This window comes from Chromatiales bacterium 21-64-14 (genome assembly GCA_002255365.1).
Lineage (GTDB): Bacteria > Pseudomonadota > Gammaproteobacteria > 21-64-14 > 21-64-14 > 21-64-14.
This window is the reverse complement of record NCBI01000029.1, coordinates 11,808-29,945: the sequence shown is the minus strand read 5'-3', so window position 1 is coordinate 29,945 and position 18,138 is coordinate 11,808. Positions and strand designations below refer to the sequence as shown.

At 65.8% G+C, this 18,138-nt stretch carries 17 protein-coding genes and 3 pseudogenes; 6 read left to right on the top strand and 14 right to left on the bottom strand.

The window, feature by feature from the left end:
• Positions 1–342 (top strand): hypothetical protein, encoded by a 342-nt coding sequence (locus tag B7Z66_12180; protein ID OYV75649.1) that lies wholly within the window; start codon positions 1–3, stop codon positions 340–342.
• Positions 343–623: 281 nt separating this feature from the next.
• On the opposite strand, the gene B7Z66_12175 is transcribed toward B7Z66_12180, so the two are convergent.
• Positions 624–1,919 (bottom strand): hypothetical protein, encoded by a 1,296-nt coding sequence (locus B7Z66_12175; protein ID OYV75648.1) that lies wholly within the window; start codon positions 1,917–1,919, stop codon positions 624–626.
• Positions 1,920–2,661: 742 nt separating this feature from the next.
• On the opposite strand from B7Z66_12175, the gene B7Z66_12170 reads away from it, so the two are divergent.
• A complete protein-coding gene (locus tag B7Z66_12170; protein ID OYV75647.1) occupies positions 2,662–3,087 on the top strand; it encodes a hypothetical protein in 426 nt (141 codons plus the stop codon).
• 620 nt (positions 3,088–3,707) lie between these two features.
• On the top strand, positions 3,708–4,439 hold the full coding sequence (locus B7Z66_12165) for a cytochrome C biogenesis protein (protein ID OYV75646.1): 732 nt from the start codon (positions 3,708–3,710) through the stop codon (positions 4,437–4,439).
• 354 nt (positions 4,440–4,793) lie between these two features.
• Here B7Z66_12165 and B7Z66_12160 read toward each other — a convergent pair whose 3' ends face one another.
• From B7Z66_12160 to B7Z66_12130, 7 genes are all read right to left on the bottom strand, one after another.
• Positions 4,794–5,105, bottom strand: a complete 312-nt coding sequence (locus tag B7Z66_12160) for a hypothetical protein (protein OYV75645.1) — start codon at positions 5,103–5,105, stop codon at positions 4,794–4,796.
• 305 nt (positions 5,106–5,410) lie between these two features.
• Positions 5,411–6,073, bottom strand: a complete 663-nt coding sequence (locus B7Z66_12155) for a hypothetical protein (GenBank protein OYV75644.1) — start codon at positions 6,071–6,073, stop codon at positions 5,411–5,413.
• Between the two features lie 210 nt (positions 6,074–6,283).
• Positions 6,284–6,475 carry a hypothetical protein gene (locus B7Z66_12150; protein ID OYV75643.1) on the bottom strand — a complete coding sequence of 64 codons (192 nt, stop codon included), beginning with the start codon at positions 6,473–6,475 and terminating at the stop codon, positions 6,284–6,286.
• Between the two features lie 318 nt (positions 6,476–6,793).
• Positions 6,794–7,117 (bottom strand): hypothetical protein, encoded by a 324-nt coding sequence (locus B7Z66_12145; GenBank protein OYV75642.1) that lies wholly within the window; start codon positions 7,115–7,117, stop codon positions 6,794–6,796.
• Between the two features lie 451 nt (positions 7,118–7,568).
• Positions 7,569–7,784, bottom strand: a complete 216-nt coding sequence (locus B7Z66_12140) for a hypothetical protein (GenBank protein ID OYV75641.1) — start codon at positions 7,782–7,784, stop codon at positions 7,569–7,571.
• A 208-nt stretch (positions 7,785–7,992) separates the two neighbouring features.
• The gene (locus B7Z66_12135) at positions 7,993–8,178 is read right to left on the bottom strand and encodes a hypothetical protein (protein OYV75640.1); all 186 of its coding nucleotides are present in this window, start codon (positions 8,176–8,178) and stop codon (positions 7,993–7,995) included.
• A complete protein-coding gene (locus tag B7Z66_12130) occupies positions 8,175–9,341 on the bottom strand; it encodes an ATPase (GenBank protein OYV75639.1) in 1,167 nt (388 codons plus the stop codon). The genes B7Z66_12135 and B7Z66_12130 overlap by 4 nt, the downstream gene beginning before the upstream one ends.
• Positions 9,342–9,553: 212 nt before the next feature.
• Between B7Z66_12130 and B7Z66_12125 the strand changes: the two are divergent.
• Both B7Z66_12125 and B7Z66_12120 read left to right on the top strand, forming a co-directional pair.
• A pseudogene (locus tag B7Z66_12125) lies at positions 9,554–10,716 on the top strand (transposase).
• A 199-nt stretch (positions 10,717–10,915) separates the two neighbouring features.
• Positions 10,916–11,410, top strand: a pseudogene (locus B7Z66_12120) (hypothetical protein).
• A gap of 16 nt (positions 11,411–11,426) precedes the next feature.
• On the opposite strand, the gene B7Z66_12115 reads toward B7Z66_12120, so the two are convergent.
• From B7Z66_12115 to B7Z66_12095, 5 genes and pseudogenes are all read right to left on the bottom strand, one after another.
• Positions 11,427–12,446 carry a L,D-transpeptidase gene (locus B7Z66_12115; protein ID OYV75652.1) on the bottom strand — a complete coding sequence of 340 codons (1,020 nt, stop codon included), beginning with the start codon at positions 12,444–12,446 and terminating at the stop codon, positions 11,427–11,429.
• A gap of 161 nt (positions 12,447–12,607) precedes the next feature.
• Positions 12,608–13,159 (bottom strand): hypothetical protein, encoded by a 552-nt coding sequence (locus tag B7Z66_12110; protein OYV75638.1) that lies wholly within the window; start codon positions 13,157–13,159, stop codon positions 12,608–12,610.
• Positions 13,160–13,357: 198 nt separating this feature from the next.
• Entirely contained in the window at positions 13,358–13,663 is a 306-nt protein-coding gene (locus B7Z66_12105; protein OYV75651.1) for a hypothetical protein, read from the bottom strand.
• A 319-nt stretch (positions 13,664–13,982) separates the two neighbouring features.
• Positions 13,983–15,580: pseudogene (locus B7Z66_12100) on the bottom strand (hypothetical protein).
• Between the two features lie 216 nt (positions 15,581–15,796).
• On the bottom strand, positions 15,797–16,375 hold the full coding sequence (locus tag B7Z66_12095; GenBank protein OYV75637.1) for an ATP:cob(I)alamin adenosyltransferase: 579 nt from the start codon (positions 16,373–16,375) through the stop codon (positions 15,797–15,799).
• Positions 16,376–17,324: 949 nt separating this feature from the next.
• Here B7Z66_12095 and B7Z66_12090 point away from each other — a divergent pair.
• Positions 17,325–17,759, top strand: coding sequence for a hypothetical protein (locus B7Z66_12090; GenBank protein OYV75636.1), 435 nt, complete (start codon positions 17,325–17,327; stop codon positions 17,757–17,759).
• Here the strand turns inward: B7Z66_12090 and B7Z66_12085 are convergent.
• Positions 17,722–18,042 (bottom strand): hypothetical protein, encoded by a 321-nt coding sequence (locus B7Z66_12085; GenBank protein OYV75635.1) that lies wholly within the window; start codon positions 18,040–18,042, stop codon positions 17,722–17,724. The genes B7Z66_12090 and B7Z66_12085 overlap by 38 nt on opposite strands.
• Positions 18,043–18,138: the final 96 nt, after the last annotated feature.

The window sequence follows — 18,138 nt, the reverse complement described above, 5'->3', positions numbered from 1 at the left end:
ATGGAGGCCATTGTGGGTGCAATCGGGGCAGTGCTGGAGGGTGCTCTGGGCCTGTGCGTGGCCGATGGGTCCTTCGCGAGGGCCGACCGCGATCGGGAGGGCAACCGGTGCGGTGCCGGTGCCGAGGAGTTCACCGATCGAGCGTACGGCGGCGCGCTCGAGGCGATCGGCGCGGCGCAGATAGACGGCCGCCGTGTCGACGTCTGGGGCCTGGAGGGCGGCCTCGAGGAAGGTCTCAAGCAACTGGGGTTCGGTCAACTACCGTTGGATGAGGACCACCTGCGCATCCGGCTCCGGGAGACCGTGCGCCAGCGACTTGGGCCGCCGGCGGGTAACCGGTAACCCTCCGGCGTTCTTTCCCCTCCGGGATGCGGCCGGCGAGCAGTCGGGCACGCCAGTACGACGGCCATAAATGTCTCTCGCCTCAAGGACGACGAGGATTTGACGGTCGGGGCCGAGGGGCGCCCGATCCGGCGCCCCCAGGTCCACCATGGGGTTGGGCCCGGGGCCTAAAACCCATCTGGCGCAGTCGGTTATCAGCGTGGTATCGGCCCGGGCGGCGCGCCTCACCGGCGCCCGGGAAGCGGTCCGCTAGGGGTTTCGGCCCCGGTTCTTCCTGGCCATCACCACATCAGCCACGAGTTCAGGTATAAGGTGTTGTTGTCCGACGCGCTGCGGCCGGCACCATTGTAGTTGCTACCCGCCCCGTTGAACTTCGTGTAGGCCGTGTATTGAAGTGAGAATTTGGTGTTATCCCATGGCAGGTAGTCGACTTCCGTGATTAGGCCGGCGCTGCCCGGGTTCCCGCTTGAGCTGTTGTCGACGGCCCCAGGAGTGGTCGCATAAAACGCCGCATCGGTGCTCCCCCAGGTATTGAAGTACCCGAGCGAGACCTGCGCGTGGTGGCTGAACTCGTAGTTCCCATCGACCCGTACCTGTTGCATCGTATCGGTGCGGTTGCTGGACAATCCCTTCGCGAAACTCGAATCGAGTGTACGGTTTTCGTGAATGTAGACGCCGTGCAGGGAGAGCAGGTGAGTGCCGGACAGCGGCTGCTGGTAGGACGTGTCCACGGCCAGGTCGATATATTTGTCGGTCAAGCCCGGCGTGCCCATCCCCATCATGCCTCGCGGGAAATCGGCGTACAGGCCGTAGGTGCCAACCTCCAGGTAGGCACGGTTCGGTAGATAGCCCTGCCAGGCGAAGCGCCAATAGGGGGCCACGTTGCGCACCGAACCAGCGGACGGCGCGGCACCCTGTCCCAGTGGGGCGCTTCGGTAGACGGTGGCCGCGCCGTACCAGTGGTTGTCCCACAGGGCGTAGCCACCCAGGCCCGCTACGTTCATGAACATGTTGACGAGAGGACCTGCGGCGGGCGTGGGTGCCGTGTCAGAAGCCGTATACGGATAGGTCCACATTGGCGTGGTATTCCACACATCTTCCATGCCCGGCGCATTATTGAGCGTCACGCCGTAGACCAAGCCACGCTCACCGAGCGTCGTACGGTTGGCGTAGCGGAAGTCCGCCATATCGAAACCAAAATGGTCATCCGGCTGGGTATAGGTCACTTGCAGGAACGAGCCCATGTGCGGGCTGATTTCTCCGGCGAAGTAGAAACTCAGCGCCTGCGGAAATTCCACGTTATCGTTCTGCTGCCCCGGAACCGCCTTATTGAGGTGCGTGAATCCAGTTTGCAGCATCGCCGATAGCGGCGGAATCGCGTTGATTCTTACGTTTCCGGACGTACCGGTTGACTCGATCTGCTTCATCCCCGTCAGGGTGTAACCGTTCAGCTTGAACGACCGCCCGAACGCGGTCAGTTCCGGAAATACCGTGTGGCACGCACTACACGGCATCCCGGTCTGGCGCGCAAAGCTGGGAACGGCGTAGACCGCGGTGGAAGCCAAGCCCAAAGCCATCCCCAGCAGGGCGTCCGTTACGGCATGGAAGGCAATTCGACGTCTTTGTCCCCTGTGATTCATGACCAATCCCCCTCTGCTCGTGTTCGATCGAGCCCGACCCGCGCTGCCATCCCCTCGCGGCCGCGCGCCGAACCGTTCAGGGAATAGAGTGCGATGATTCTTCGCGACGGGTGTTGATCCATGTCAAGCAAACAACGGTCACGCAGGGGACCATCCGTTAAACGGCGCAATGTCAGGAGCACACACCCTGTGGCGCCGCTGTTGCCAGCCGCGGGGGCCAGCCGCACAGAAAGCGTTTCCGGAATCGACCGCCCTCATATCGATGTGCATCAAGGACCATCTGGGGGCTGAGCCGGTATACATATACGTTCCCAATCGCAGATCCGCGGCGGGATACGGAGTTTACGGACCTCTCCTGCAACCAATTTGGGCGGCTTTCCGTGAGCGACCACACCGTAAACGCATGCCGCGAGACCGACCCAGTAGGTTCATGCGCGCCGCGAGTTGTTATAAAGGTGCGTACGCAGTGGCGTCTACGAAACGCAAATTTCCGTTCACGCGGTGTCCTACCAGTCGGCGAACCGCAAACGAGCCCCTTCGAAGTGCATGGGTTTCCAAGGAACGTCAGCTCGATGGTATTCGCGGAACGTGGGCCGGCACGCGGCGTATGTGCGCGGCACAGCAGCGCGGAACCCGGATGAGATTTCCCTACTGCGCATGGGCGCAATGAGGTGGCTTGGTGACGCTCGCGGAAGTTGTGCATACGTTTGGCCGCTATATGAAGAATTGCCATGGCCAGCGCGTGCACAAAATCGCGATCGATGCAGGCTTTACCTGCCCCAATCGCGATGGGACGAAAGGTACCGGTGGCCGCACATTTTGCAATAACAGATCGTTCAGTCCCAACGGGCGTAAGGCTGCCGCCACTGCGGATCAGATCGACGCCGGTCGGCGTGTCATCTCCAGACGGACCGGCGCCCAGCGTTTTCTCGCCTACTTTCAGGCGTACACCAACACCTATGACCAGCCGGAGCGTTTGCGCGCACTGTACGATGAGGCGCTCGCGCAGGAAGGCGTCATCGGGCTGTCGATCGGGACACGCCCAGATTGTGTTCCCGAACCGGTTCTCGATCTACTGGCCGAGTACCGCGCGCGTGCTCTGTAGTGCGGTGGGATTGCGCCACCCCGTAGACCCGGCGCGGGAAGCATTTTTTCAACGGGCGATCAAGCCGCACACGTTTTCGCTCGGCAACTATCCATCGGCCACCCTGGAGGAAGACCTGCGGTGCCGGGATCTGACTAACAACGCGATGGCGATGGGGGAGAGACCAGTCAGATGATCGACCCCTACGGCAGTACCCTGGATCTGGAGGCCGGCGTGCTGCGCCACGCGCGAAAAGCGCTCGCGGGGTGGTCGGGAAACTGAACACTGATTCTGGAATTTCTGGGTATTCTATGCTACTAAGTGACATACTTGACCGAAGAGAAGGGTGTTCAAGACCAGCCACTTCGACTACGGGATGCGCAAGACCGGGTTGTCCGACCGAGCGTTGTCTGAACCTCCCCACGGCTAAGGCCGGTGGGTTCTGATGCCGACGATAGAGGTCTTCCCGGCTTTCGCCACTATCGCCGAAGCGACTGCCGTCTTCAATATCATTCACGCCGGGTCGCCGGAAGGCCCTGCTGGTCGGGAACATCCGCCCTCGGCTGCTCCGTCTGCCGGATCCCGTAAGCGACTGTCACAGATCCCTATCGTCGTCCAACTCCCAATCGAGGCCCCCGCCCATGTTCGAAATCTCCGGAATCGGTATCGCCGTCGCGTTCGCGGCGGGGGCAGTCTCCTTCCTCTCGCCGTGCGTGCTGCCGCTGGTCCCGGGCTACGTCTCTTATATCGCGGGCCGCGACTTCGACGAACTGCGCACTCACTCGGGGGCGCGTGCCCAAGCCCTGGGGATGAGCCTGGTCTTCGTGCTTGGATTCTCGACCGTTTTCGTCCTGCTCGGCGCTGGCGCCCAGTTTCTCGGTCACACCCTGCTCGAATACCGCGCCCAGACAAATCTGATCGGCGGGGCGATCATCGTGCTGTTCGGCCTCTCGATGCTGGGCGTGCTGCACATCCCGCTGTTGCAGCGCGATCTGCGCCTGCAGTTGAACGTGCCGGGCGGGCGGGCGCTGTCGGCGTACCTGCTCGGTATCGCCTTCGCCTTCGGCTGGACACCCTGCATTGGTCCAGTGCTCGGCAGTATCCTGATGGTCGGCGCGAGCGGCGCCACCGGCAGTGCCATGGCGCTGCTGAGCGTGTACTCGCTGGGCCTGGCGATTCCCTTCCTGCTCGTGGCGCTGTTCACGGATCGCCTCATGCGCCGCGTGCGCTCCGTGGGCCGGATCGGGCGGCGCCTGTATCAGGCGGCGGGCGTGATACTCGTCGTGATGGGGGTGCTGATTCTCACCGATCAGTTCACCTGGATCGCCCAGTGGATCGCGCGTATGTTCCCGGTGCTGGCACGCATCGGCTGAAGCATTTCCGGGCGGCCCACCGCATTGAGTTGCGTAAGATTTCCTTCTCGGGTGCCGACGCCGTCCCACAGGTGCAAGGCAACACAGATGGGTGAGCCAGCGCGAGCGCCCGGACGGCCCGGCGGGGTCAGAGAACCTGGCATGTGCGGACGCGCCTTGGGCGGGAACCGGGAGATCTTCGGACTGGCCCGTGCCGAGGGACTGGCGCGGGTCCGCATGGGGAAGGCGACGAGCCATAGCCCATGATGTACGATCCGGAGAAGTCAGGCTCATCCGATGAGCCTGCCTCTTTTGTCAATCTTCGAACAGCCGGTAGATATCGCTGGGATCCGTCGTGTAATGCGGGTCGGCCCTTCAGGCGGCCTGTGGATCGAACTCGAAGAATGCCGCGATGCGGGTCTTGTGCGCTGCGGCGAGCAGCACGCGGTCGAGATAGACGATGGGCCGTTGCCGGCGGGTGTCGTACCACACCCGCCCGCGCGGGACCTGCTCGTAGCCCAAGGCGCGAAGCTCGGGGAATGCCCGGGAGGGGCCTGTCGGAGCCTCCCACACGTCCCCGTGCGCGTCGGGGCTGTCGAGGAGGCCGGGGATGTTCTCCTCGCCTTCGGCCAACGGTCTGGCACGGCCGAGGACCGTGTCGCGATAGACCCAGAAGATGCCGATCATGATCGCCCGTTAGGCGGTGCCAGGGGTGGTCCGGAATCGCGCCGACGGTCTTCGGCCAACCCCGTGCGCGGCCCCGATCGGGCGGAAGGCCTGGGTGCGCCTGTCGCCCGGCGCGAGCATCGGTTCTTCGCCATGGACGGCGGATCGGGGTGTTTCGGTCGAAGGTTCACGCGCGATCCGAATGGCGATACCCAGGACAGCGTGGTTCGCTGCGATGTCCCGCACGAACTTCCGGAGTGAAGCTCCGGTGGGGGACTCGGTTGGGTTTTTGAGGAGGCGCGCTCGCGCCAGGAAAGGGAATCCGCCTACCGGTCGCGATCTTTTTGTTTCGGTATGCCGCGCAACACCCAAAACGTCACGATGCCGGCGAGGACGGTCAGGATCGTCACAATCACCAACCCCGCGAAAATGCCCGATTCACTCATCGTCGTAGCCTCCCGCACTGGCCCAAAGAAGCGCCGCGAACCGGGGAACGGCAAGCGAGCCCGATGGGCGAGCCACGGATACGCGTCCCGATCTGGGCCTCGCACAGAGCCCTGGTGGCACTCATCGCCGGCGGATTTCGCGCCGGAGTCGGATCCGGCCCCGCGGTAGCGGCGGTATCCGGCGATCCAATTATGCTCGAAGACCGCCTGTGCGGCCAGGAGGGCCGCCCGCCCGTGGCAGACCAGCCAATGCAGCTCGTTCTCGAGACGGTCCTTGCGGGCCGCGTTCCAGTATCCGTAACGCGGCTCGGGCCAGAGGTTGCGGGGATCGCGCGGGGCGCCGCCGACCGCGAGCGGGACCAGGTGATAGACCGTGTAGTGCCAGATACGTTGATCGGCGTACCCGTACTCGCGCAGCGGCTCGCGCTTGAGCGGCTCGGTGTAGGAGACCGGCGAGCGGATGGTCCGGGTGTAGCCGCGCACGCAGATTGGCTGGTGAAGGTCGGCCTGGGTGACGGCCGGATTGACCGCCCCGGGGTCCATCGGGGATTGGGAAGCCCGAGAGGCGCTGCCGCCCACGCACCCGGCATGGCGAGGATACCACAGAGGGGCAATGCCGTGAGGAAGCGCAATCGGCGGGCTGTGCCCACCACCGCCGGGCCGGGTTCGACCCACGGATGCGTCATGAGAGGCTGAAGTTCATGGCGGACCTTCTACGGGAACCCTGCAATGGGAACGCGCAAGAACTGCCGGTCAGGGCCGATCGGTTTGCGGCTTGGGCTTGCCCGGTTCGGCGAATACCGCCTCGAGGAGTTTGCGGTACGGTTCGCGCCGAGCCGGGGGCAGGGCCGCGAGGCGGGCTAAGAGGCGTTGCGCACGCGCTTGGCGGCGGCGTTCGCGAATGCGCTGGGCGGCTTGGACGAAATCGACGATGGGGTTTTGCATCGGTTTATCCGGCTCCGGTTCGAGGCGAGGGGGCAGTCGGGTAAAGGATACCGCCGTCGCGTCGGCTTGCAATGGCGCGTTCGCCCCTTGCCGCTGCGCCGGCGCCGCAGGTCCCGGGGGCTGTCGGGATGGGGATCAGCGGGCGGCTGTGGGTGTGGTAAACCGAGAGCGGATACTCCCGGGTGCAGGGCGGTGGAGGCGATCCGGCATCGGTTTCTTCTCTATCCGATGGACCATGATTCTGGTCCCGATGCGCGGGGGGATGGATTGGGTTCGCGGCGGACGACGTTCGGGGATGCCGCTTTTGCGGGGCCACCTTCAGGACGCATCGGTTTTATCACCGCGCACGAGCCGGAAGGTGGCGCGACCGATGATAGCGCGGGCATCGCTGAACCGCCCATCGCGGAAGGCGTCGAGGAAATCGAGTGCGACCCGCTCGCCCTGGCAGGCCGCCGCGATGACCTGACGGAAGAGGTGATCGCCGGCGCGCTCGAAGGCCGCGTCGAAGGCCGCCTCGGTGTGCAGGTCGTCGACATCCACGCCGATGCACCGGCAGATCGGGCGGAACGTCTCTTTGCCGCCTGGCCGCCAGCGGATCCGGCCCTTGGCATCCAGGGTGTAGGGGCGGCGGTCCTCGCGCATCTCACGTCTCTTGGGGATCCGGGGGGTGAGGCAGGGGTTGGTCGGCCCGAAAGGGTATCACGGTCCAAACCCTCGCGATCGGGCGATGAGCCCGCAGAGGAGGCGTGCGGTGCGGTGGAGCCGCCGCACCGCGGCCGTGTCCGGGGCCGGGCCCGGACACGGGCCGTTAAAATGGAGGCTCAGGGTTTCGGCGTGCGGGAATAGCGCGCGTCGGCCTGTGACTTGGCCCGGGCCCGTTGGCGCGCGTCGGGCTGTTCGGCGCGTGGAAGCCCGGCGCCTTTCCCGATGTGGTCGGAGCGCACTGGGCGCTCGCCGTAGGGATCGTACTCGGGGACCACGTAGGTCGCCCCGCAGCGCCCGCAGAGGAAGGTGCGCTGCCACTCGGCCTCTTTCTGCGGCCAGACGCTGCGGTTGACCGGGGGAGGATGCCGGCTTTCGGATAGTTCGCGTTCTACGATACCCTCCCTGCGTCGTTACGCCCGGGATACATGAATAGACACGGCCTCTCGGTCTTGTCCCGGGCGGCTTCTGTGGTGAGCCCCTGCTTCAGCTCGTGCGCGAGACCGCGGTAGTCCACCACCAGCTTGCCGAGCTGGTCCCGGACACGCGGTTCACCCCGGCGCTCGCCGGCATGAGCCCGTGCGCCCGCATCGGCGTGTCGACGCACCTCGTTTGCAGCGCGCCGCCAGCGCCTCGCACCGGGCCTTGTCGGGGATGTGCGGCTGCCAGTCCGCGGAATCCGGGCCGGGTCGGTCCTGGCGACTTTGACCCGTCCCTTATCGTCGTCAGTCTGGTGCCGTCCGGCCGAAGCTGCGTGATCGCGCGATAGAGCGCAACGCAGGTGCGGCGGCTGATACGCAGCATGCCTGGCGCACTCAAGCCGCAACCGCAAGCAGGGCCGAGAGCTTTCGGTCGCGCTGCCGCAAGTAAGCCTTGAGCCGCTGTAACTGCTCGGCGCTCAGCTGGATCGCCGCCGCGGGCCGGGGCAGCGCGACCGGATCGAACCGCAGCCCCGGCACCGAGCGCTGCGTGCGACCATGAAGGAAGACGAACTGGCTCATCGCGCGGTAAGCTCTTCGCAGAGATCGGGCAGCGAGACGGCTTCAACGCCGGCAGCGAGCGGGAAGCGTTCCGTGCCGGAATACACCACGCGCCGGTACGCTGGTCCGACCGTCTCGCAGGCTAGATGGAAGCCGCGCTCGATCTTCGGCGCCAGCCCCCGCTTGATCTCGATCGCCCAGGGCTGGCGATCACCCGGTCGCTTGAGCAGCAGGTCGATCTCGGCTCCGGCTGCGCTGCGGAAAAAATGGGCCTGTGTGCCTTCCGGGGCGGCGGCAATCAGGGGTTCGATCGCCATCCCTTCCCAGCTTGCGCCGGCCACCGGGTGCGCCAGCAGCGCCTCATGATCGCCGATGCCGAGCAGCGCGTGCACCAGCCCGCTGTCGCGCACATACACCTTCGGCGACTTGACCAAGCGCTTCCTCACGTTGCCGTGCCACGGTGTAAGGCGGCGCACGAGCAGCAGGTCCACCAGCAGATCGAGATACGAGACCACCGTCTTGCCGTCCACGGCCAGCGAGCGGGCGAGCGCCGCGGCGTTGAGCAGGCCGCCCTGCTGATGCGCGAGCATGGTCCACAGCCGGCGCAGCGTCTCCGCCGGGATGCGCGGGCCGAGCTGCGGGATGTCGCGCTCGAGGTAGGTGCGAATGAAATCCAGCCGCCAGCGCAGGCTCGCCGCGTCCGAATCGGCGAGCAGGCTCTCCGGAAAACCGCCGCGCAGCCACAGGGCGTCGAGCCGGTCGCGCCCGACCTCGCCGGCGTCGAAGGGGCCCAGCTCCAGGTAGCGGATGCGGCCAGCCAGCGACTCGCTCGACTGCTTCAGCAGATCGATGGACGCCGAGCCCAGCACCAGAAAGCGCCCCTTGCCCTGCCCGCGGCGCCGGCCCGCGTCGATCAGCCCGCGCAGCGAGCGGAACAGTCCCGGCGTGCGCTGGATCTCGTCGAGGATTACGAGCTTGTCGGCGTGCTGCGCCAGATACAGCTCGGGCTCGGCGAGCTTGGAGCGATCGGCCTCAGACTCGAGATCCAGATACGCTGATGGCCCCGTCCGGGCGACCTCCAGCGCCAGCGTGGTTTTACCCACCTGGCGCGGGCCCAGCAGTGCCACGGCCGGGGCTTCGGCGAGGGCGGCGGTAATTTCAGGCAACATCCGGCGCGGAATCATGCGTGCAATTATGGAACAGCAATCCATAATTGCAAGGTTAACGTAGTCCAATCCCGCTGCGGTTGGGCCGTCTGCCGCCATGCCTCGGAACCGGCCGAACCCCGACTCCCTCGGCAACCGTTTACCGAGAGCGGCGTAAAGCTCCGTCGTTCAGGGGGGAGACATAAGCCGTGCCTTTTATGTTTAACGATTTAATCGTATAATTTGCAAGCATGAAAACGCGCTGGGCATTTCGCTGCTATCCAACGCCGGAGCAGGCCGAACACCTGAACCGCACGTTCGGCTGCGTGCGCTACGTTTGGAACTGGGCGCTGCGTATGCGCTCGGATGCCTACAAGGCCGGAGAGCGCGTCAACCACACGGAAACGGACAAGCGCCTGACGGTTCTCAAACGCCAGCCGGAAACCGTCTGGTTGAATGAAGTGTCCAGCGTGTGCCTGCAACAGGCATTACGCGACCAGCAGCAGGCGTTCGCGCACTTCTTCGAGAGGCGCGCTGCGTATCCCGCCTTCAAGAAGAAAGCGGCCCGGCAGAGCGCCAACTACACCTCGCAAGGCTTCACCTTCGATGCGAAGGCGCGAACGCTCAAGCTCGCCAAGATCGGAGCGATCAAGGTGCGCTGGTCGCGCAAGGCGATACCGCCGCCTTCGTCGGTGCGGCTGATCCGCACCGCCAGCGGGCGCTATTTCGTGTCGCTGGTCGTGGACGTTGCGCCACTTGAGTCTCCAAAAACCGGCAAACAGGTCGGTGTGGACTTCGGCGTGGCGCGTCTGGCGACGCTGTCCAACGGCGAACGCATCGCCAACCCGAGGCATGGCGACCGGCACCAGCGCGCCCTCACCCGCTATCAGCGCCGCATGGCGCGGCAGGTCAATGGCAGTCACCGCCGCGAACTGACGCGGCGACGGATTGCGCGCATCCACGAGCACATCACCGACAGCCGGACGGACGTTCTGCACAAGCTCTCCACCGATCTCGTCAGGCGATTCGACGTGATCTATCTCGAAGACCTTAATGTGCGCGGCATGGTGAAAAACCACCACCTTGCCCGTGCATTGAATGATGCGGCTATCGGTCAGGCCGGTCGGATGATCGAGGAAAAAGCATCTCGCGCCGGCAAGACCGTGGTACGGATCGACCGTTTCTACCCGAGCAGCAAGACCTGCTCAGTCTGTGGGTACATTCTTTCAGCACTGGCTTTGAGCCAGCGCGAGTGGACGTGTCCCGAGTGTGGTGTGCGGCATGACCGCGACCTGAATGCCGCACTGAACCTTTTGGCGGTCGGACAGACCGTGACAGCGCATGGAGACAGCGTAAGAGCTAAACGGGCCACGGCCCGTGGAGCCAGCGGTCAGCGAAGTGCGAACCGACAGGTGGCGGTATGACCGCAGCACTGGAATCTTCGTCCTTTAGGGCGGAGAGGATGTCAAGGTGTCGCCTATTCACGAAATCCGCCCCGTCCTGCTCAAGAGCCCAAGCCGCATCGAGGCCTTCCTTACCCTCTACTTTCTGGCTCTCCTCGTGCAGGCGCTCACCGAGCGGGCGTTGCGCCAAGCCATGCGTCGTGAGGCCATCCCCCCCGGCTGCCGATTTGTCCCGAAAGCGCTTGGCTGTCCAGCCGAATCGAGCACCACATCGCCGCCAGCGACGACGGTCGCATCCTCATGAGCTTCCCCCGCGCCGGACGCATCTGCGCCGCGCAGATCCTCGCGGAGTTGGGTAGTGTGCGCGAGCGCTTTGACTCGGACGAACACCTGGCCGCCGAGGCCGGCGTCGCCCCGGTGACCTACGCCTCGGGCAAGCACAAGGCGGTGGTGTTTCGCTGGGCCTGCAACCACCGGCTGCGCAGGGCGTTGACCACCCTGGCCGACAACTCGCGCCACGCCAGTACCTGGGCTGCAGCCGTCTACACCAAGGCCCGCGGCCGTGGCTGCGACCACCCGCACGCCATCCGCATCCTCGCCAGAGCCTGGCTGCGTGTGATCTGGCGTGCCTGGATCGACCACAAACCCTATGACCCCTCCTTGCACGGAGGGCTCCAAAGCTTGATCAAAACACCAGGAGGTTGACACAGGGTGTCTCATGCTACCAGATGTGCGGAATGCGGACCGGCGGCGCCGGATCGGTGGTGACCGGCGCCGGCGCAACCGCAACCGCAACCGCGAGCGCGGCGAGGGCGAGCGGCGGTGGCGGGGCGGCGTCGTTGGCGTCCGTGCCGTAGGGCCGATAGCGGTACGCGTGCGCGGGGAGCGCGGCCAGCAGACGCCCGAGCGGGGCCGAGCCCCGCGAGGCCGGCGTCGGAATCGGCTCCCCCGCCGCCGCGACGCGGCGCACGCGCGCCCAGTCGATGCGCCAGCGCTGCTGCGTCGCGCCCATGTAGCGGGCGATCGCCCGGGCGGCGCCGTCGGCGTCCCCGTGCGGATGGTAGACCTTGAGCGGCGCGAACCGCTCGAGGTAGAGGCGCAAGCCGTTGCGCTGGCCGACCAGAAACGGACGGTCGATGATACGCACCGGCGTGCCGACCCGCACGAGACGGAACAGCGTGACCGCGTCTTCGGGATACAGGTGGAAGCAGCCGTGGCTCGGGCGCATCCCCACCCCCCACGGACGGCTGGTGCCGTGGATGTAGATCTCTGGGAATCCGGTCTCGAGCGCCAATTCCCCCATCGGGTTCTGCGGACCCGGCGGCACCACCGCCGGCAGCGGATCCCCCTGCGCGGCGGCCTGGGCACGGATGTCGGCCGGCACCACCCAGCGCGGCATGCGCCGCTTGGCGACGATGCGCGTCATGCCGAGGGGATCGGGGAATCCCGGCTGGAAGATCCCGACCGGGAACGTGTAGACCCGCGGCGTCGGGTGACGCGCCGTGACCGGAGGGAAGTAGAACAGGCGCCGTTCCGGCGCGTCGATCACGATGCCCTTCCACGGCCGCGGCGGGAGGATGAACTCCGTCGGTACGACCACGCGCGCGCCCGCGCCGGGGAGCCAGGGGTCGACGCCCGGGTTGGCCCCCACGATCTCGTTGTAGCCCAAGTCGTAGTGACGGGCGATGTCCAGCAGGGTGACGTCGTTGCGGGCGATGACCACCCGCACGTGCCCGACGATGTTGCCGGCGCCGCTCGGGTAGGCGAACGCCGCCGCCCGCCCCACGGCGGGCAGCAGGGTGAGGAGTGCGGCCGCGGCCAGCCGACGGGTCACCGCGGCGCCGCAGCCGCCCGTGCACCGCGCGCCTTCAGGGAGACCGCCCACGCCGATCGACGTCCGCGTCAGTCTCCGCCGTCACCGCCCGGAGGCGGCGGCTGATACCCCGGCTGCCGCGTGGTCCCGGGGGGCGGCGGCGGGTGGTAGTCGCGGGCGCGGCGGCGCTGCCCCTCGAAATGGCCGGCCACCGGGATGCGGTTGCCGCGCGAATACATGCACTGCATGTAGGCGATGTTGTAACGGCGCTGGACCGACATGCCCTCCTGCTGCCCGTTCGAAGCACCGACCGCGGTTCCGGCCAGGGCACCGCTGGCCGCCCCGATCCCCGCGCCCCGGCCCCCGCCGATCGCCGCACCGAGCGCGGTGCCGAGCACCGCCCCGACACCCGCGCTCTTCAGCGTGTTCTCGTTGGCGGTCTGGGAGGCCGTGGCACCGCCGATCTGCATGCGTGCGAACTGACGGCACACGGCATTGTCGGTCTGGAACTGCTCGAAGGTCTTGTTCGGGCCCGGCAACACCATGACGCTGGGACCGCTCGGCACCGTCGCGCACCCGCCGAGGGCCGCGCCGACCGCCACCACCACTGCTGCTGCCTTGAATCCGTTGTTCATCCGCATCGATCCTCTCAAACGGAGCGCGTAAACGCGCTCGCCGCCACATCGCAAGCGTGACTGTTGCGGCTTGCGGAACTGCCTGACACCCGTAGCCCGGATGCAGCGAAGCGGAATCCGGGACCAAGCCGGCGCCCCCCCGGATTACGGCCCGCCGGACCTCCATCCGGGCTACGGGATGACCGTCCAGCAGTTACGCAAATCTCAATTCCCCTCCCCCTTCGGGGGCTGCGGGACGACCTTCATCCAGCCACCCGGGCATTCCTTCACGTAGGGGTAGTAGGCCCGCTTCGTCTGGCAGAAATACCAGTACTGTTGCGGCGCCGGGCGCTCGGGGGCGATGTACGTCACCGGCGGGGGCGGCGAGACGATCACCGGCGGGGGCGAATAATACACCGGCGGCGGCGCCCACCACGGCCCCCAGCCCCAACCGGGCCCGACGCCGATGAAGAACTGGCCGTCGTCGTCATCCCAGTCATCGCGGTCGACGTACCGGAAACGGTAGCCGATCTCGACTCTCGCCACCGGGTGTACCCAGACCGGCGCGCGGACGAAACCGTGCGCCCGCCAAGCCCCGGGCGGGTGTGCCCAGACGACCGGCGTCGCGGCGAGGAGCACGCCCGCGGCCGCACCTGTCAACCACTGCCGCCTCATCGGGAAATCCTCCGGAACGTCGCAACGGCCCCCCGGGGGCGCGCCGCATTCAGGTGTCCGCAACGGCAAATTGGACCCCGCGCGCGATCTGTAGTTCCGGCGACCATAGACCCCGGCACCCACCCGACCCCGGGCACGGGGGCGGGGAAGGCGGGCACACCCGCGGCGCGGGGGCCTACGGCGCCGGCCGGTGCCAGTGCAGATAGAGCGCCGGAATCAGGTTCGTACTCAGGACCGAACTCCAGACCACCGTTCAAGCCCCCCCGAGGATCACCAGGGCGAGCCCCTGCTCGGGCGCGGCGCCGAGTCCCCAACCCAGGGCGGTCGGCAGCATGCCGAGCACGGCCGTCAGGGTGGTCAGCAGGATCGGGCGAAAGCGCACCCGCACCGCCTCGCGGATCGCGGTCTCGGCATCCATGCCGTCGCGTTCGTTGTGCCGCGCGCCGTGCAGCAACACGATGCCGTGGTTGAGGCTGATCCCGACGAGGGTGAGGATACCGACCAGGCCGATGGCGTTGAGCCCCTTGCCGCTCGCGGCCAGCGTCGCGCCGCCCCGGTGAACGCGAGCGGCATCTGCAGCAGCAGGATCGCCGGCAGGCGGATACCGTCGAACTGCAGCATCAGGATGCCCACCATGAGCACGAACGCCCCGAGCGCGGCGATGCCCAGATCCGCCGCGGCCTTCTCCAGGCGCGCGAACAGCCCGCCGAACTCGACCCGGTAACCCGGGGGCATCTTCAGCCCTTTCAGGGCCGCGCGCGCCGCCGACACTGTGGCACCCAGCGGTCCCGTCGGCGTGGCGAGGATGTCCAGCGCGCGTGCGCCGTTGAGGTGGCGGATCTGGTTCGGACCCGCCTCGAGCTTCAGGTGCGCGAGCGTCCCCAGCGGCGTCCAGCCCTTGTCGGTGCGCATCAGCAGCGCGGACAGGCCGTCGAGCCCGAGGTGCGGGGTGTCGGCGAGCCGCAGGTAGAGATTGAGGTGGTAGTTGCCCTGCGGCATCCGCGTCACCACCTCGCCGCCGATCGCCGGGCGCAGTTGTGCGTAGAGCGCCCGCGGCGTGATGCCGTAGAGCGCCATCGCGGCGTCGCGCAGCAGCAACGCGAGCGGTAGCGAGACGCAGGGAGAGTACCGTTCGGGATGCAGGGCTTGGCGCAGCGCCCGAATGTGCCACCAGACTACAAGGGCCAGAACGAACAGGACGAGCGCGGCAGCGGCCGAAAGCGCCAGGAAGTGCCGGTAAGGCCAGAGTCGAATCGCGAGCGTGAACGCCAGCGATACCGTGAGCCCGGATACCGTTGCCCACGGCCCCGGCGCGAACCGCCCGGTACCGGCACAGTTCGTTAGGACGCGGTGCCCGAGGTTCCCCCACCCACCGAGAAGTTCCACGACCTCGCCGGCTTGTTCCACGAAGACCCGGTTCCGTTTCCAACCATGGCGAAAGCGGCTGCGGTGCGCCGCCAGAAAAAAGACGTACAGAAGCCCCCCTCCCATTGTGGCGGCGTTCCCTGCCAGCGTTGCGACCTCGACATACCGGTTACTCGGCAGGGCCACCAGCGTGGCTTGGGCGAGAGCGGTCGAAACCGTAAGGACGAGGGTACCGTACCCGAACGCCAAAGATAACCACGCTGGCTCCGGGAGGTAAGCCCGCTTGAACAGATCGGCCGCCAGATTGCGGGCGCGCAGAAGATCGGTCCAGTCCGGCGGTGCATCCTCGTCGTGCCACGACGAGTCCTTGCATCGTCCGGTAAACAGCATCCCGGAGGAATACCCCATCGCCCACCACAGGTCTCCCAGGGCATTGAAGAACGGCACTGCGATGAACACCGCTCCGAACAGCCCGCCACCGGCCGCCAAGTCTGCGACAGAGGCGACCGCAGGGTGTGGGTCGGCTCCGTCAGGCCAAGGACCAGGGCGGCGAGGCTGCCGAAGAAGAAAAACCCCGTGGCGACAGCGTCGAAAACCGCGTCTGACAACGGCATCGAAGTTCCTCTATAAGGTAGGCGGCGGGCTATCGGGGGATACATCGGTCCCCTTTCGCCACAGGGTTTCCTCGGCGCCGGCGGTGCGGGCGAGCACGCGCGCAAGCACGAACAAGAGGTCCGAGAGCCGATTCAGGTAGGCCAGCGCCTCCGCGCGCACCGGTTGGGTACGATGCAGCGTGACTAGGCGGCGCTCGGCGCGCCGGCAGACGGTGCGGGCGAGGTGACACGCGGCCGCCGCGCGCCCGCCGCCGGGCAGGACGAATTCCCGCAGCGGCGGCAGCTCGGCGTTGAACCGGTCCAGTTCCCGCTCGAGGCGCGTGACCTGTTCGGCGCCGATCCCCGCGTGGCCGGGCAGGCACAACTCCCCGCCGAGGTCGAACAGCTCGTGCTGCACGGCGAGCAGGCACTGCGCGACCGCCGCGGGCGGATCCTCGGCCAGGACCGTAGCCACGGTGGTGTTGAGTTCGTCGACCGTCCCGTAGGCCTCGACGCGCGCATCGTCCTTGGGCACACGCGCACCGTCGCCGAGCCCGGTGTACCCGCGGTCTCCGGTGCGCGTGTAGATCTTGGACAGCCGGTGACCCATTACTCCTCCTGTTTACCGGAACGCCGGCGTTTTTATATGCGTCGACGATGGTTGGTGCGCTGATTCCGTCGCATCCAATGGCCGGAATCCGACGAAACAATGGTCGCGGGAACGGCATCGGTAGCTAACAACGAATAACGGGCGCTGGCGCTGGTTTTTCGGACGATAGGGAGGGGAGGGAATGCAATGATCGCTTTTGCCACATTGGGCAAAAGCGTTTTGCAAGTCGAGGGCAAAGATCCTGTGGATCTTCCGGATTTCGTGTGGATCTTCGGAAAAAAGTTAGAAACTAACTTAAATACACGGTCTTTTGGGCGCTCAGTGGCCACTTTGGGTAGAAAATGTACGATTTTGGCCACTCAGTGGCCAAAATAGTTGACTAAGTTGTGTGGTATGGCCACTCAGTGGCCACTTTTATAGGAATAAAACTTACACAGCGTAGGCTGTGGCTTCCATATGTGTAGTTAATACGACCGCACTATACCTAGGGAACCGGTAGGATGCAAGCCGTGGAAATGAATGGCGGTTGAAATCAACCAATCTGAGCCGAGGAACTGGGTCGCAATCGGCCTGTTGCACCCGTTCCGGCAGGCGGTGGGGTCGTGACTGGGTGTTTTCCACGATTCAGCAGGTACGCGAGGCACCGGCCACCTTGCGTCGCCCTACGCCTACCAGGGGACTACGCGCCCTCGCTTCGCTCTCCCTGGCGCGTAGGGTACGAATCGTACGCGCAAACGACGGGCATGCATCATAGGGGCTGGAGTGTACCTGAATCACGGCCCCAGGATCCTGTTCACAAGGGCAGGAGACTATACAGATAGGATCTACATTATCTTTAACAAGCGATGGAAATTGTCCAATACTATATTGGCTAACAGAGGGCACCATGCAAATTTTTCAGGCAGGACACTCCAGAGAGTGGCTTGATGAGGTGTTGGGGGATGCGCGCATGCTAAGCGACGAGTTCATGGAATCGAGGAAGGGGACCGTGAGGAACGGGGAGAATCGCTGGAGTGATTTGGTATTGAGGGTGAGGGCAGGTAGTGGGAGCCTATCCGTGGACTGGTTGAGAAGGAGATGGGTGGGGAAGCCTGGGGGGCGGCGGATTTTTGCGACGCGTCTGAGGAAGGGGACCGGGTTCAGGTATCCGAAGCGGGAACTGTTGAGATGGGCGAAGGACTGGGAACGCGATGAGGTGTGGCAAGCGGAGTGCAGGATGGCCCTGCTGCGGGAGTTGTGGCAGATAGGGAAGATGATGGAGCGTGCCGAGCGGAAGTACCTGGGGGTGAACACTGGGGTGTTCGACACGGAAGACGAGGCGAGCAGGATAGACGACGAAGTTGGGTTTATCCCGGATCGCCAGGGTCCGGGGGGAGGCCGATGAGTTCCCTGACAAGGCAGTGGGCGGAGAAGCCAAGGAACATGGCTGGGGGGAAGAGCAGCAGGGCCAGGAGCGGGCGCAGAATGAGCGGCGCGAAGTGGGAGGTGATCAGGAGCGCGGCGATGGTGATCGCGTTGGCGGCGCCGTACCGGGCGTTGCGCTGCTGGAGTAGGTCGAATCGAACCCCGAGGTCGTCGACAGGGATGAGCCAAGGAGAGAACCTGGCGCAGAATCTGGTGAATGGGTCTGCGTCCTCCAGGTGTGGTCGATGGTATCTGTGGAACATGGTTGTATACCTCCTGCCTGTCATCTTACCGGGATCTTGGAAAATGCAAACGCAGAGTGTGGTTGCTCGTCACGCGGGCGTGGTGATCACGAATTG